The sequence below is a fragment of the Acinetobacter brisouii genome, from assembly GCF_008993995.1.
Lineage (GTDB): Bacteria > Pseudomonadota > Gammaproteobacteria > Pseudomonadales > Moraxellaceae > Acinetobacter > Acinetobacter brisouii_A.
Map to the genome: position 1 here is coordinate 1 of NZ_BKNN01000015.1, position 13,927 is coordinate 13,927.

18 protein-coding genes and 2 pseudogenes are annotated in these 13,927 nt (G+C 41.9%); 5 read left to right on the forward strand and 15 right to left on the reverse strand.

Translation table 11 applies throughout. The features are described 5' to 3' along the window. The 12 genes and pseudogenes from GBN19_RS05795 to GBN19_RS05850 all read right to left on the reverse strand — a co-directional run. Positions 1 to 129 (reverse strand): annotated as a pseudogene (locus GBN19_RS05795) (IS5/IS1182 family transposase); the annotation flags it as partial. 182 nt (positions 130 to 311) lie between these two features. After that, positions 312 to 929 (reverse strand): DapH/DapD/GlmU-related protein, encoded by a 618-nt coding sequence (locus GBN19_RS05800; RefSeq protein WP_151777484.1) that lies wholly within the window; start codon positions 927 to 929, stop codon positions 312 to 314. Beyond that, positions 919 to 1,524: an IMPACT family protein gene (locus GBN19_RS05805; protein WP_151777485.1), complete on the reverse strand. Its 606-nt coding sequence runs from the start codon at positions 1,522 to 1,524 to the stop codon at positions 919 to 921. Before GBN19_RS05805 ends, GBN19_RS05800 begins: the two co-directional genes overlap by 11 nt. A 92-nt stretch (positions 1,525 to 1,616) precedes the next feature. Then, positions 1,617 to 1,829, reverse strand: coding sequence for a hypothetical protein (locus GBN19_RS05810; RefSeq protein WP_151777486.1), 213 nt, complete (start codon positions 1,827 to 1,829; stop codon positions 1,617 to 1,619). A gap of 123 nt (positions 1,830 to 1,952) precedes the next feature. Continuing rightward, a complete protein-coding gene (locus GBN19_RS05815; protein ID WP_151777487.1) occupies positions 1,953 to 2,648 on the reverse strand; it encodes a sel1 repeat family protein in 696 nt (231 codons plus the stop codon). Between the two features lie 42 nt (positions 2,649 to 2,690). Then, complete coding sequence (locus tag GBN19_RS05820; protein ID WP_151777488.1) at positions 2,691 to 3,614, reverse strand: DUF4034 domain-containing protein; 924 nt, start codon at positions 3,612 to 3,614, stop codon at positions 2,691 to 2,693. 2 nt (positions 3,615 to 3,616) lie between these two features. Continuing rightward, positions 3,617 to 5,074 (reverse strand): DUF1266 domain-containing protein, encoded by a 1,458-nt coding sequence (locus GBN19_RS05825; RefSeq protein WP_151777489.1) that lies wholly within the window; start codon positions 5,072 to 5,074, stop codon positions 3,617 to 3,619. 40 nt (positions 5,075 to 5,114) lie between these two features. Continuing rightward, a complete protein-coding gene (locus GBN19_RS05830; RefSeq protein ID WP_151777490.1) occupies positions 5,115 to 5,558 on the reverse strand; it encodes a hypothetical protein in 444 nt (147 codons plus the stop codon). 55 nt (positions 5,559 to 5,613) lie between these two features. Then, positions 5,614 to 6,042, reverse strand: coding sequence for a hypothetical protein (locus GBN19_RS05835; protein WP_151777491.1), 429 nt, complete (start codon positions 6,040 to 6,042; stop codon positions 5,614 to 5,616). Between the two features lies 1 nt (position 6,043). Further along, a complete protein-coding gene (locus GBN19_RS05840; protein ID WP_171494439.1) occupies positions 6,044 to 7,396 on the reverse strand; it encodes a phosphatase PAP2/dual specificity phosphatase family protein in 1,353 nt (450 codons plus the stop codon). Position 7,397: 1 nt separating this feature from the next. Then, a pseudogene (locus tag GBN19_RS05845) lies at positions 7,398 to 9,143 on the reverse strand (bifunctional alpha/beta hydrolase/class I SAM-dependent methyltransferase). A gap of 22 nt (positions 9,144 to 9,165) precedes the next feature. Beyond that, positions 9,166 to 9,783, reverse strand: a complete 618-nt coding sequence (locus GBN19_RS05850) for a CDP-alcohol phosphatidyltransferase family protein (protein WP_151777493.1) — start codon at positions 9,781 to 9,783, stop codon at positions 9,166 to 9,168. A 161-nt stretch (positions 9,784 to 9,944) separates the two neighbouring features. On the opposite strand from GBN19_RS05850, the gene GBN19_RS05855 reads away from it, so the two are divergent. The 3 genes from GBN19_RS05855 to GBN19_RS16085 are packed head-to-tail and all read left to right on the forward strand — an operon-like array spanning position 9,945 to position 11,141. Beyond that, complete coding sequence (locus tag GBN19_RS05855; RefSeq protein ID WP_171494440.1) at positions 9,945 to 10,664, forward strand: dienelactone hydrolase family protein; 720 nt, start codon at positions 9,945 to 9,947, stop codon at positions 10,662 to 10,664. A gap of 27 nt (positions 10,665 to 10,691) precedes the next feature. After that, positions 10,692 to 10,880, forward strand: a complete 189-nt coding sequence (locus GBN19_RS16080) for a glutathione S-transferase N-terminal domain-containing protein (protein ID WP_228271219.1) — start codon at positions 10,692 to 10,694, stop codon at positions 10,878 to 10,880. Continuing rightward, positions 10,881 to 11,141 carry a hypothetical protein gene (locus GBN19_RS16085; protein WP_228271220.1) on the forward strand — a complete coding sequence of 87 codons (261 nt, stop codon included), beginning with the start codon at positions 10,881 to 10,883 and terminating at the stop codon, positions 11,139 to 11,141. Positions 11,142 to 11,374: 233 nt separating this feature from the next. On the opposite strand, the gene tsaD is transcribed toward GBN19_RS16085, so the two are convergent. Beyond that, entirely contained in the window at positions 11,375 to 12,388 is a 1,014-nt protein-coding gene (tsaD, locus tag GBN19_RS05865) for a tRNA (adenosine(37)-N6)-threonylcarbamoyltransferase complex transferase subunit TsaD (protein ID WP_151710745.1), read from the reverse strand. Positions 12,389 to 12,533: 145 nt separating this feature from the next. Between tsaD and rpsU the strand changes: the two genes are divergently transcribed. Continuing rightward, the gene (gene rpsU / locus GBN19_RS05870; RefSeq protein ID WP_004652785.1) at positions 12,534 to 12,749 is read left to right on the forward strand and encodes a 30S ribosomal protein S21; all 216 of its coding nucleotides are present in this window, start codon (positions 12,534 to 12,536) and stop codon (positions 12,747 to 12,749) included. Between the two features lie 39 nt (positions 12,750 to 12,788). After that, entirely contained in the window at positions 12,789 to 13,235 is a 447-nt protein-coding gene (locus GBN19_RS05875; protein WP_151710744.1) for a GatB/YqeY domain-containing protein, read from the forward strand. 85 nt (positions 13,236 to 13,320) lie between these two features. Here GBN19_RS05875 and GBN19_RS05880 read toward each other — a convergent pair whose 3' ends face one another. Beyond that, positions 13,321 to 13,692, reverse strand: a complete 372-nt coding sequence (locus tag GBN19_RS05880) for a hypothetical protein (protein WP_151777495.1) — start codon at positions 13,690 to 13,692, stop codon at positions 13,321 to 13,323. 84 nt (positions 13,693 to 13,776) lie between these two features. Further along, on the reverse strand, positions 13,777 to 13,923 hold the full coding sequence (locus GBN19_RS16090) for a hypothetical protein (RefSeq protein WP_228271221.1): 147 nt from the start codon (positions 13,921 to 13,923) through the stop codon (positions 13,777 to 13,779). Between the last annotated feature and the right edge of the window lie 4 nt (positions 13,924 to 13,927).

Here is a 13,927-nt window from a genome sequence, read left to right on the forward strand (position 1 = left end):
GCCTTGTGATTGTGCATACCACTGGGTCTTTGGATCGAACCAAATGGCAATATTCCCACGATTAATGAGAGCTCGGTTATATGCGGGCCAATTGGTTGTGCGGTAGATTTTGTGTGTAGGCTTCTTCATTTGAAAATTATATCGCTGAAGAAGCCCTTAAGAATAGCTTTGTGCAACAAAGCCGTATTACGCTGACCGCATGGATGTGTGGAGCAGTCTTTCAGGTCTTTGTGCTGGCAATTCGCAAAAAACAAAAGCAATTCGAATTCCAAAATCTGATCTCAAAATAAGATCAGATTTTGACAACAAGGCTATTCACGGTAACGGATCAATTTGGCAGGATTACCCGCGACAATCTGTCGTTCCGCTACCGATTTGGTCACCATGCTATTCATACCGACAATAGCTTGATCTGCAATGTTGACGCCATCTTTGACCCCCACATGTGCCCCAAGCCAAACATCTCGCCCAACCTGAATACCTTGCGAACGTACCGCTTGCTGATAAATCGGTTCAGCCAAGTCCATGCCATGATCAAATGCATACAAATGACAATACGCAGCCAAACGTGCCTGATCACCCAAAGTAATGCCCGCACGTCCACCATCTAAAATACAATGGTGATTAATCGCCACTTCATTGCCAATGGTTAAGGGGCCGTGCAAGGTACAATCCGCAGCAATAAAGGTATTGTCCCCAATCGTGATTTTTCGTCCTAGTTCGGCAAAAATATGCGCTTGTGGGGAAATAAAACAGTTCTGACCAATTTCAACAGTTTCCATATCCATCAGGTAAGCCTGATATTCACGCTGCCACTGCTCCGCCCATTCACGATGTTTCGGCTTTAAACGCCAGTACAACCACGGCATATAGTTGAGGCGCTGTTTATGCTGTTCACGATATTTGAGTAATGGATCATCAGCCTGCATCTTGCTGTTGCTCCTCTAAAATACGTAACTGTTCACGTCCACGGGTTACATCCTGAATTTTTTTGGCAAGCCCTTCAATTTGATGAACCTGTAACTTTGCTAAAATTGCAACACCTTCAGCGGTATAGTCTTCTTGAAACTCAATCTCTTGTTGTTGTAGCTCATATTGAAAGATTGCCCATTCACTAAATGAACAGGAAAATTTCACCTGTTTTTTTTCAATCAGTTCGATCTTCTCAGCCAAGAGTAAACATTGACCTGCTGCGCCGCCATAAGCACGAACCAAACCGCCTGTCCCAAGTTTAATTCCGCCATACCAGCGATTAACCAACACCAAAACATTGGTCAGTTCATTACCCTCAATGGTCGCTAAAATCGGTCGTCCTGCTGTGCCAGATGGCTCACCATCATCATTAAAACGGACATGATGCCCAATTTTCCATGCCCAACACTGGTGGGTGGTGGTAGTATCTTTATACAAAGCCAAAAAATCCTTCACATCCTGTTCGGATTCAACAGGTGTGGCAAATGCCTGAAAACGGCTTTTCTTAATGTCTTCTTCAAAACTCACCAATGCTGCAATGGTAAATGGCATAACCCTGTTTCTATTCCCAATCTTAGGAGGCATATCATAAAAGGTCTGATGGCATAAGCAAATGTGCTTTTGCAACTTTCCCTCAGTAAAGATTAAAGTAGTAGCTCTTGCCGTCCTGGGGTATTAGCAAAACCTAACCCACCAAGCGCTTGTAAATAAGGCTGGGTTAAATATTCAGCTTGACCATTTAACTGATGTAACAGCGTAATTGTTTCTTGGTTATCAGGCTGTTGTAAATATGCCGCTTCACACCAACGCACGGCTTGCACATAGTCAAAATATTGTGGACGATTAACCTGATCCAAGCATTGCCGCAACTTGACGCTGATTGGCAATCACCAATAAATACTCAATCACAACAGAGGCAATATCAGGATAATAGCTGTATTGAAATAATCGCTCTGTATAAATACGCCCAATATCATCGACTAAAAACTGATAACTGCCATAGCGTTTTTTTCAAGCGCTGCACAAATACCACGGCACTGTTCCAAATATTCAATATGTTTTTGCAAATACCATTTAGGTTGCTGTTCTTCAGGCTCTAGTGCTTTATTTAGAAAATACACCCCCATATTAAACAATGCTGAAGGATGTCGCTGCGCTACGGCACGTTTGGCATACAGAAGCTCTTTATCTGGATCAAAATATTCACTGTCTTGTTGAGCATAAATATAGCCTGCTAAAAAAGACGGATAGACATAGCCTAAATGACTGGCTGCGACAAGCAAATCTAAAATGATGGCATAATCCTGATGCTCACTAAATACTTCTGTGACTTGATAATATGCACAATGTGCCCCTTCAGGATAAGCTCGTGGAGGTTCTAATGGAATTGCATATTCATACCATGAGTAGGCAACCAACGGATTTTTCTCAACCCCTGACCAACCATGCTGACATAAAAAACCATACAGCACAGCCGCAGTCGCCTGATACTGTCGGGAATGGTAAGCAATTTTCCCTAAAAAATCTGGAGATCTGGCATGCAGATACCAATAGCTGATGGCTTGATTAATATGCTCAGCTTCAAAGACAGGAAATGCTGCTGCATGCTGATAACATGCCAAAATGTGTGGCTGATAATCTTCACCATCTTCAAGCAAACCATATAGATGAATCAAATATAGTCCAACACGTGCACGATCCTGCTCTCGGAGCGGACGCTAATATAAAGCTTGAGCTTTATGTAAACTACGGCGAATATCCGTTTGCTGCTCAGCCGTATAATACTGCTCGATCTCGGCAAACCATGCCACAAAAGCCAAAGTATTTTTTGCAAGTTCTGAGAAATCCTGACAATAATCCGAATCGCAGAATTCTATAATCTCAGTTAGGTCATGCCCCCATTGTGGCAGTAAAAACTGACAATAAATGCGACACAATCCCAAAGCATATTGGCGTGGCTGTGCATAAATTTTTAGCCAGAATAAAGGCGCTTCCACCTCGTCCCATTGCTGCTTATTTTGCAAATAACAAGGAATCTGCTCAGGTAAATCAATTTTCAAATGCGGATGTAAACTGCTACGCTGTGCCAAGCTCAGATCTTCACTACGAATTTTATGCTGTAAATGAAAAGAGCGTTGCTTGATATACCACTCACGCCACCAACTTGGCATATTGAGTTTAATCACGCTTTGCAGCAAATATACACAAACGACACTTGCCTGTTCCGAGCGCTGGAAGGCCTGCATAGCATGGGCAAATAGCTGTTTTTGAGTTTCCCGAGCACAACGCCAATGGCTGTCATCAACATCAACTGCCCATGCATTGCCCCGATATTGCTCACCCCACATAAACCAGTAAAAACAACTGATCCAGTGGGGGTAAAAACTTTCAGGATAAGCCCGTTGCCAAGCATCTAGACATTGCAATGCATGTTCAGGATTGTGTAAAAACTGATGACGGAACATCTGCTCAGGCGTGATTAAACACAACTCTTCCCATGCAAAGGCTGGAATCTGCTCACGGCGTTGCCACAGATCCGTAAAATATTGCTCTAATTCATCAAACTGATGCTGAGCTAATAGATCTTGTGGGAACTGGCGCTGTTTACGCAAAAATTCATGGACATATTCTGCATGGATCATTATTAGGCTGCCTGTTCAAGTTGTAATTCTTGCAAGAAAGACAGATCCCATGCCAAATAATCCCAGTTATTCTGATGATGTTGCAAATAACGTGATACATCAACGGTTGCTGAACGGTCAATATTTTCATCATGCGACGTTAAAATCAGTAAAATTAACTCGCGCCCCTTGACATAAGCATCCCCAAGAGATTCCCAGTTCGAACAACAATCCTGAATAATTTGAGCAGATGCAAAAATATATGACCACGCTACCTGTTCTGAAAACTGATAAAACTGAACCAATAAGCGCATTAAGAAAATCTTTTGAATATGGTCAAATACAATCATGTCACGTAAATGCTGATGGGCTTTGGCATAACTCAATTGATAGATCTGATCCAACTGATCCGTCACAAAGTAATCTTTAAGAAATTTTAAAAGCTGTCGTTCCTGATGAATCGGACTATTCGATTTGATTTCCAGCATTCGGTTTAAATGACTTAAATATTGTGTTTTATTCTGTTCAAATACCTCAGACTGCAATTTTTCAGAAGTGACTTCCTGCAATATGCCCTGACGATAATAAATTACATCGCCCGTTGCCAGTGCCCAACGCTGTGCTTCATAACCTGAATTCCGAAGGGATACCACCAAGCGATAACAATATTTGGTTATTCCATAAAAACAGCCTTTAATGATTGGAATACGGCTTAACATCGCCCAAAATAAAACCCAAAGCATCAGATACAGCATCAACATGCGTCTAGCAAAAGATGGAGCTTGCGTCGCTTTAAACTGAAATGGCAAATTAAAATAAGGAAATTGCTGCAAGCTGTTTAAATCTGAAGCTCTGACCTGTTTCTGATACTGGCGCACTGCCTGCACGATGCTATGCTCTGTTGGCTGCTGCGGTAGTTCAGTGTCTTGTGTTGCGCGACCTGCCAGTAAAATCCAGTTTAAACATGCAGTTTCTACAGGAAAACGTTGTAACAACCAAGGATGCTCAAAAACAATACTCTCTACGGCCTGTTCATGCTTGAGTTCATGAAAATAAAAATATAAATCGCCTGTTTCTTGCTGTAGCTGTTGATCTTGCTCAAGCTCAGGTCGGTACACAATCCCCATATTTAAACAGTCAGGATTAGATTCGGAACTCGGCGCAAGAAAATTGAGTAAACTCAGCACGTCATCGGCATATTTGGCAATTGGAACCGCATTTTGTTTGCCTTTAATTTGCTCAATTCGCCAGCCTGTGCCTGTCATATCTCGTTCTAGACTCAAAGTTACATGAGGCTTGTTATGGGCATCACGCAAGCTCAACAGGCGCAACATCCCCTCTTCTTTTTCAGTCGCGTAATATTCAGCATACCCGCCTGTTAAAACTTCAAGATCTTCAAACTGCCCTAGACAGTGCTGCATATGCCATGACTCATACGCTAGCTCCTGCCGCAATAACTGTCCTCGCGCTACGATTTTCAACAAACTGTCCAGTTTCAACCGAAAGTATCGGTTGAATGGCTTATAAGTTGCTTGCCCATTGCCCTTTTTCCAAGCGTTTTTTCATGCGCTCATGGTCTTTTTGCCACGCTTGCATGACTTGCTCATAGGTCATTTTCATAAATTTTCGGGCAAGTGGCGTATGCAAATGTGCATTAAAAAATTCTAATAATGGTTTTTCTAACTGAGTAATCTGCTGATGGTACGGATCGATATATAACATTTCAGCATGTTGATCATCCAGTTTAAGCCTAAACCACTGTGGGACAGGTTGCGGTAGCTGACACATTTGCCATGCTTGTAAGGAATTAATGCGTGCTACAGGCTGAAATTGCTGAATTAAATGCTCAAAGAATTTTTTCTCTAGCCATTGAGTAATTTCTGGAGCATCTTGGCGCTGTTGGCTACGTTGTACAATACTGTTTTTTAATTGTGGTGCATTGACAATATCACGGGTCATTTTCATTTTTAGATCAACTTGTTATTAATATATTGTTGTATTTTAGAAATATTCATTTTTGCTAAAAATAGGTCTGTTGAATCAACCAAAACCAACCGAAAAATTGCAAAATCAAAAAGGCAACCTGCCAACGTACCAGCATCAAACATCCCCGTAAACGCTGTGACCATGGGCGTCCTAATTTTTTCTGATCAGCTAAACCGAGTGCCGCAAGTGCTTGATCCATCTGCTCAGTTTGCCATGATAACTCCACCTCTGAAGATTGGGTCAGCTGATGCAACAATGCCGCATCAAATTGAACACGACTGTGCAGATAAATTTGTACCAGTAATAAAGATGAAATCCCCACCATATAAAAAATCAGACTCCATGCACGCAACCCCACAAAAAGTGCGATGAATAAACTCAAGGCAAAAATGGTATAACTGGCAAAAATAAGATGCCGACATGAACGCAACAACTGCGCCATGATTTGAATTTGCTGTAACATATTATTTTAACTCATGATTAAATTTTTTAAGTTCTAAAATTTGTTGTTGTTTCAGGACAATCCACGGTCGTGCCTGCTGAATCATGGCAATCGCTTGATCGGTCTGCTCTGCCCAACCTTTCTGCAAAATCCATGCCGCCAAAACTGTACTGCTGCGCGAGTAGCCCAAAGCACAGAACACCACAATATGCCGAATATGATGGTATTGGCTTTCTTGGTAAAGTTGCTCAAACACCTTAACCGCTTGCTGTAGTTGCTGCACTTCCAATACAGTCAAATCCAAACTGACATACTGTGCATAAACCATATGTGCAGCAACAGGCAACTCGGCACAACAGTCCATCCATGCTTGTGTGTTTGGTTGTGGTTGGCTCGGAATGCGCCCCAACTCTAGCATGATGCCATGCTGCGAAAGATGAAGTACCAATGAATTTTCAGGGTGTTTTTGTGTCCAAATTCGGCTATTGATCCATGCACAAAACAGATAAGGTAAAAATAATATCCATGCCGCAGGCGTTAAATTACCTTGTGGAGTCTTCTGCAACCAATGTACACGCACTAAGGCATAAGCCAAACTGAGTAAGGCAAAACTCAATGCAGGGTAAATTAACCAAAGTGCCCACGATCTAAGCCAACAGGCCAAAACCAATAAAATGATGGCTGGAATGGCATAAAGAATCGCCATTTTGATGTGTTTGCTTTGATGCTGCTGCAACGGCTCACTTGCAAATGGAGATTTGACCTGCAAGGGAAACAGCCACAGACACAATGCTCCCACCAGTAGACCTGTGGGCAGATCAATAAAATGATGTTGCCACGTGGTCAATACCGATATGCCGATTAACCCTGACCACAGATGCACCAACCAACGCCATGCTGTGGCGACATGTCTACGATAAAAATCCCAAAGAATCAGTAGTAAAACAATATGCAATGAAGGTGCCTGATTATAAGGACGATCAAAGCCCATCAACACATCAAAGCACCAGCCAAAGAAGCCATGCAGTTCAGGTCGTTGCTGACTAAACATCAGTGGAAATGCCAAAAAGCAGCCGATACTGATCAATTGCGCGGTCAGCAAACGTAAAGCATGTCGATTCAGTTCAAAACGATTCCAGCACAGCAGCAAGGACAAACCGTAAAACAAATCGATTGACCAGTACGGCACTATTGTCCACGGTAAAAGTGGAATATGCCGTTCCCATGCAAAGACAATACTGGGCACATGGGACAGACTTTCCGCATAATGATTGGCAAAACCATAGCTTAAAAAGAAAAACGGCGCGAGCAGGCACAAATACAGCACGCCATAACGCCATGTGCCTGCCTGTTTTTCAGTGAGTAAATCTCGCACCTTAAAGCTTTTTCGCAACAGACACGGTAAAAATACCGAATTCATCAATACATTGATCGACTTTACTAAAACCTGCCTGTTCAACCAAGGCATCCATTTCCGCTTGGCTACGCAGACGCATCACCCATGCTTGCCCTTCACGATGTGAGGTGAGCGCACGTGCAATAAATTCTTGTTGTGGATGCCAGATTTGCCCTGTGTAAATCAGATAACCGCCTTGTTCCATCGCCAAGTTTAGGCCTTGTAGCGATTGGCGCAGCGCATCATTATCGGCAAACAGTTCATATAAACCTGAAACCACAGCCAAATTGGCTTTTGGCTCAATCGCAGCCAGTTCATCTCGGTTAAAGGCATCGCCCAATTCAAACTTGGCGATTTTTTCTAAACCTCGCTGCTCAATCAATAACTCCCCTGCCGCGACATTCAAATCACTATAATCACGCAGTAAGGCTGAGCTTGGTGGTGTCTTCAGCTGAGCAATCGCATCTAAAATATAACGCCCATGACCTGCCGCAATATCCAGAATTTTCACGGATTGCTGATCATCTTGTAAACGCTTGGCATATTTGGCAAGTAACTGCTCAATATGCTGTTTACGCACACGGATCCCTTTCCAGCCAATCGCATTTAAATATTGATGATCAATCACTTTACCCAGTAAGTGCTGACTTTCTGTCTGATTGCGATAGACAAAATCGAGGGTACTACCCGAGTCATAACCTGTATCTTCGCCGATTTTTAAGGCTTCAGACCAGCGACTTCCCAGTTTCAGGTTGCCCTTGGTGAGTTTCCAGAACCAGTCTTTGACTGAATGTTTCGGCAAATCAGTTGAAAGTCGTTCCGCCTGCGCACAGCTTGCCCCGATTTTATCGGCATTTAAAAGTTGTGGCGCTTGATAAGGCTATGCAAAGCACTGCTGAATAAAACGACGAATTTTGGCAATTGCCAGTTCACGGTTTTTTTCGCCTAAAGTGTCATGAAAAAAACCTTCCAAAACATGAAACTCTTTTTGTGGATGTGCCAAGCGGGTATAAAATTGACGCTGTGGTGGTTGTTCCACCACAAAATCTGAACCTGAGCAAAGCACTTGCGTCGGCACATAAATATTTTTGGCATCATCAACGATGCGTTCCGCAGCAGTAGATAAGCCAAGTAACATACGCACAGAAATGGCTTTAGCAATCAGAGGATCACGCTCATAGCTTTTGGCGCGTTCTTCATCGTGGGTCAACATTTTGGCTTTGACATAACTTTGAATGAAAAAGTTACCGCGTACCTGACTCAGTAAATTCAAACCCGATTTGGCAAAAGGCACATATAACTTGATCTCAAATGCAGGTGATGCTAGACAAAGTGCCCGCAGTTTCGGCGCATAATCATGTACCCAAGTCGCAGCAATCACTGCACCAACACTCTGCCCAATCACAGCGATATTTTCGCTGGAAATCTCATATTTCTTTTGAATATGCTGTACAAAATACTGTAAGTCTTGCACACATGCTGAAAAACTCGGTGCATCACCACGTTGACCTGGCGATTTTCCATGTCCTCTTGCATCTAGAGCAAAAAAATCATAATCAGGTAAATCCAGCTCATTGACCAAATGTGACATTCGTCCCGAATGCTCATGCCCTCGATGCAGCAAAATAATCGCCTGTTTTACAGGTTGCTTGTGATTGCGCCAAGCCTGATAAAACAGAGAAGCACCATCATGGCTGTTAAAATATTGCTGCGTATTGTTATACATCGTTGTTACCCCAAAGTGTGCACTACAGTGCTTTTTTAATTCGATTAAAAATCGTGATAAATAAACAAAATAAGATAATGATTAAAATACTATTACAAGAAAATTGCACGATTTTTTCGGTCAACCAAGCTTGGCAAGCCACCACGAGTGCCAAAATACTAAAGGCAAATGCTCGGTCACTTTTCCCCATTGGTCCATCGTATCGGCGGTCGACTCCAACCAATGGCGCCATGACGCCTGCATATTCACTCAATATCGCCAGAAAAGTAACAAAAAGTAAAAGTTCAGTCTGAATTTGTGTGACTACGATAAAACAGACATATAAGGCACTATCTGCAACCACATCACACAATTCATTAAGATATGCACCAAGCTTAGATTGTTGTTTAAACTCACGTGCCAACATACCATCAATTGCGTTAAATGCCATCCGTAGCAGCATCCATACGGGAATGAATACAAAACTCCACGCATGGACTGTATTCAAGTTATAAAAATAAACTCCACAGGCAAGCAGTACAGACAACAACATAGCTACGAGTGTGACTTGATTGGCTGTGACACCATGTGCATATAAAAACCGAACACTTGGTCGTAAACATCGTTGAAAAGCTGGTTTTAATTGATAAATTGATGGCATTATTATCTAAAGTATTAAAATTATTGCGTAAACTCTAACAATATCACGGACAAGAAGAATATTGTTTTTTGTGAAATTATGATCAAAATCACGCAATTTTAAAGTTAAATTAAAATTACTATGCAACAATCCAGTCGAAATATACTACAGGATCTAAGACAGTGAGCATACATACTCAAGCTATTCAATATCAATACCAAAATCAACAATTAGAAGGTTATCTGATTTATCCATCACCTTATATTCAACCACTTTCTGGGCTATTAATGGCACCCAACTGGATGGGCATTAAAGATGGTGACATTGAAATGGCAAACGAAGTAGCAGCTCAAGGTTACTGTGTCTTTGTACTGGATTTATATGGTCAAGGTCGCCGCCCGAAAGATGCTGCCCAAGCAGGTGAATGGGTTTCTAAAATTAAAAATACCGAACACGAAGTGGGTTTACTCCGTGCAGCACATCAAGCATTCTTAGAACAAGAGTTTTGCAAAATTGATCCGAACCACATTGCAGCATTTGGACTCTGCTTAGGTGGACACAATGTCTTGGAATATGCGCGTAGTGGAGCAGACATTAAAGCAGCCGTTTCATTCCACGGCTCACTCGATCAATCGGGTTTATATAACATGCAGCAGTTTAAAGGCTCGGTTTTAGTGCTAGATGGTGCGTGTGATCCACTGGTTCCTCGCCAGCAATTACAAGATTTTAGCGAAGAAATGAAAAAAACTGAACTCGACTGGCAGTTAATCAGTTATGGTAATACCTGCCATTCTTTTACTGAAAAAACAGCAAACAATCCAGGCATCCAAGAATATAACGAAAAATCATCAAAACGTGGCTTTCAAGCCATGTATGAACTCTTAGAAGACGTTTTCCAATAACCCTGAAAAAAAACAGGATATTCATTCATGTACACCTTATGGATCGGCAATAAAAATTATTCATCATGGTCATTGCGGGCATGGCTCAGCCTACGTGCTCTAGAGATTCCTTTTGAAGAACAACTCAGTACATTGAATTTGGGGAGCAGCAGTTACCTCAAATTCAAAGCATTCTCACCTTCAGGTAAAGTACCTTGCTTAATTGATGGTGAGTAAGTGGTTTGGGATTCACTGGCGATTATTGAATATGTTGCTGAACAATATCCTGTTTTACTCCCTCAAGATAAAACTGCACGTGCATGGGCGCGTTGTGCGATGGCAGAAATGCACTCAGGCTTTATGGAGCTTCGCTCACGTTGTCCTATGAACTGCTCACTGACTGGCATTGAAATTGAACACACGCCTGCGCTCGCTCACGATATTCAACGACTGGATGAACTACTTCAACAAGGTCTAACTCAATTTGGCGGAGCTTAGTTAACAGGTGAAAAATTTACGGCTGTCGATGCTTTCTTTGCACCAGTCGCGTTACGTGCCCGCAGTTACAGTCTTAAATTTTCTGATAGCGTACAACAATGGATGCAGCAAATTTTGCAACATCCTGCTTTACAAGAATGGTGTCAGCAAGCTGAACAAGAAGACTTTTAAAGTTCTTTTCGCCAATAAAAAAGCCTGTGAAAACAGGCTTTTTTATTTTGATCTTTTAACAATTATGCTTCAGGTGCAGTCAATTCAGTCATTGGCCAACGTGGAGTTGTGGTCACAGACAATCCATCACACGCGCCTGCTTTTAAACGCTGATAACCTGCAAATGCAATCATCGCACCGTTATCTGTACACAGTGCTGGTTCAGCGTAATACACTTGTGCCTTAATTTTTGCGAGTTTCTGCTCCAAGCTCTCACGCAAACGCAGATTGGCACTGACACCACCCGCAATCACCAAACGTTTTAAACCAGTTTGCTTTAAAGCTTTCACTGATTTTTTCACCAAAGTATCGACAATCGCTTCTTGGAAAGATGCAGCAATATCGGCATCACGATTTTCCTCACCCAGTTTTTTCATTTGCACTGAAACCGCAGTTTTTAAACCACTAAATGAAAAATCCAGACCTTGATGCAACATTGGACGTGGAAATTCAAAGGCTTCAGGATTACCACTCAACGCCAACTTGGCAATATTCGGCCCACCTGGATAAGGTAAACCCATCATTTTGGCGACTTTATCAAATGCCTCACCCGCAGCATCGTCAATCGACTCACCGAGTAACTCATACTGACCAATGCCATAAGCTGCCATTAACTGAGTATGTCCACCAGACACAAGCAAGGCGACAAATGGAAATTCAGGCGGTGTTTTAGAAAGCAGTGGCGCAAGCATGTGCCCTTCCATATGGTGCACACCAATCGCAGGCTTATTTAAAGCAAATGCCAAAGTGCGACCAAACAATGCTCCTGTCATTAACGCACCCATTAAACCAGGCCCGCGGGTATAGGCAATCGCATCGATTTGGTTTTTCTGAACGCCACTTTGCTGTAACAGTTCATTTAATAAAGGAATCAGTTTACGCACATGGTCACGCGATGCCAGCTCAGGTACAACACCACCATATTCGGCATGTAGCTTAATTTGACTGTACAATACTTGACCTAAAAGACCCTGTTCACTGTCGTAAAGCGCCAGTCCTGTTTCGTCACAAGATGTTTCTAAGCCTAAAACAATCATTTAAATGCCTATTTTTCACTATCCAAATTACAGCCATCGCTATTATAGACTTGTGATATGAGATGTAAATGAGTAAAATACTGACCTTCACTTGTCAGCCATGCACAGTGCACGGCTGTTACCCATAACTTAATGAGGATTATTCATGCCACAAGTTAAATTGAAAGAAGGCGAACCAGTAGACGTAGCTATCCGTCGTTTCAAGCGTTCATGCGAAAAAGCGGGTGTTTTAGCTGACGTTCGTAAACGTGAATTTTACGAAAAACCAACTCAAGAACGTAAACGTAAAAAAGCTGCTGCTGTTAAACGCTATCAAAAGAAATTGACTCGCGAATCAGTACGTACTACTCGCCTTTACTAAGATTAATTTGTGATTGATTGACTCACCTGGACAAAATAAATGACTACTTTAAAAAACCAAATCACTGATGTTTTGAAAGCCGCAATGCGTGCTAAAGAAATGGACAAGTTGACGGTGATTCGTAGTCTACAGGCAGCAATCAAGCAAATCGAAGTCGATGAGCGCATAGAGCTTGACGATACTCAGGTTCTTGCGGTCATTGAAAAGCAAGTCAAACAACGTAAAGAATCGGTTAAAGCCTTTGAAAGTGCTGGCCGAGAAGATTTAGCTAGTAAGGAACAAGCCGAAATTGAGGTGTTATCCCAGTTTCTACCAGAAGCTATGACTGAGGAAGAGCTTGATTCCATCATTGCACAGACCATTACTGCGCAAGAAGCTACTAGCATGAAAGATATGGGTAAGGTGATGAACTCTCTACGTCCGCTCATAGCCGGGCGTGCCGATCCTGCACTTGCATCTGCAAAAGTAAAAGCAAAACTCGCTTAATACTGCAAAACTCCAAGTCAAAAACACACCCTCTCCAAAGTTTATTGCACAGCATCATCGATATACTGTGCAATCAGAAAATTTTTTATATCAAATTACAATTTAACTGTTTCAGACTCAAACCTGCTCTTGTCGAAATCATGGCTTTTAACTGCTCACGTGTAAATGTACGCTTGTCAGGTTTTAATAAATCACGATTTTGATCCATCAGATTATAAAGATTATTAAAATAAATCTGTGTAATATGGCAAGCTCTTTGGCTTTGTTGAGGCGTGATCTGTTTTGCAGAAGGATCGATTGTTTTAAGTAGCTCATCACGGCTTTGTATATATTGGCGCTTATATAGCTCCATTTTCTGATCCATTTCCGCCACATTGTGTACTTTCAATGAACTCGCCGCAAAGCAAGATAGACTCATTAAACATCCCAAAAGTAAAGTTACAATCATTTTCTTCATCAGTTCTTCACTCTAATTTTTTATTTATCGGTTATGATTTTAAATTTGGCATAATAATATCAACGCCCACATTATGCCAAAGCGTTAGTTTAACTTGCAGTTCACTCCCATTTTTTGCAGACTTTGATAATCAGGTGCTGCATAAACTGCCTGTTGAATAAATTCAGCCTTGGTTAAACTTCGATCTTCTGCTGCCAATACATCACGATTTCGGTCTAATACCGCATACATATCA

Coding starts and splice junctions, on each gene's coding strand:
- GBN19_RS05800 (WP_151777484.1), bottom strand. CDS start 929: ATGCAGGCTGATGATCCATTACTCAAATATCGTGAACAGCATAAACAG.
- GBN19_RS05805 (WP_151777485.1), bottom strand. CDS start 1,524: ATGCCATTTACCATTGCAGCATTGGTGAGTTTTGAAGAAGACATTAAG.
- GBN19_RS05820 (WP_151777488.1), bottom strand. CDS start 3,614: ATGATCCATGCAGAATATGTCCATGAATTTTTGCGTAAACAGCGCCAG.
- GBN19_RS05830 (WP_151777490.1), bottom strand. CDS start 5,558: ATGAAAATGACCCGTGATATTGTCAATGCACCACAATTAAAAAACAGT.
- GBN19_RS05835 (WP_151777491.1), bottom strand. CDS start 6,042: ATGTTACAGCAAATTCAAATCATGGCGCAGTTGTTGCGTTCATGTCGG.
- GBN19_RS05850 (WP_151777493.1), bottom strand. CDS start 9,783: ATGCCATCAATTTATCAATTAAAACCAGCTTTTCAACGATGTTTACGA.
- GBN19_RS16080 (WP_228271219.1), top strand. CDS start 10,692: ATGTACACCTTATGGATCGGCAATAAAAATTATTCATCATGGTCATTG.
- tsaD (WP_151710745.1), bottom strand. CDS start 12,388: ATGATTGTTTTAGGCTTAGAAACATCTTGTGACGAAACAGGACTGGCG.
- rpsU (WP_004652785.1), top strand. CDS start 12,534: ATGCCACAAGTTAAATTGAAAGAAGGCGAACCAGTAGACGTAGCTATC.
- GBN19_RS05875 (WP_151710744.1), top strand. CDS start 12,789: ATGACTACTTTAAAAAACCAAATCACTGATGTTTTGAAAGCCGCAATG.
- GBN19_RS05880 (WP_151777495.1), bottom strand. CDS start 13,692: ATGAAGAAAATGATTGTAACTTTACTTTTGGGATGTTTAATGAGTCTA.
- GBN19_RS16090 (WP_228271221.1), bottom strand. CDS start 13,923: ATGTATGCGGTATTAGACCGAAATCGTGATGTATTGGCAGCAGAAGAT.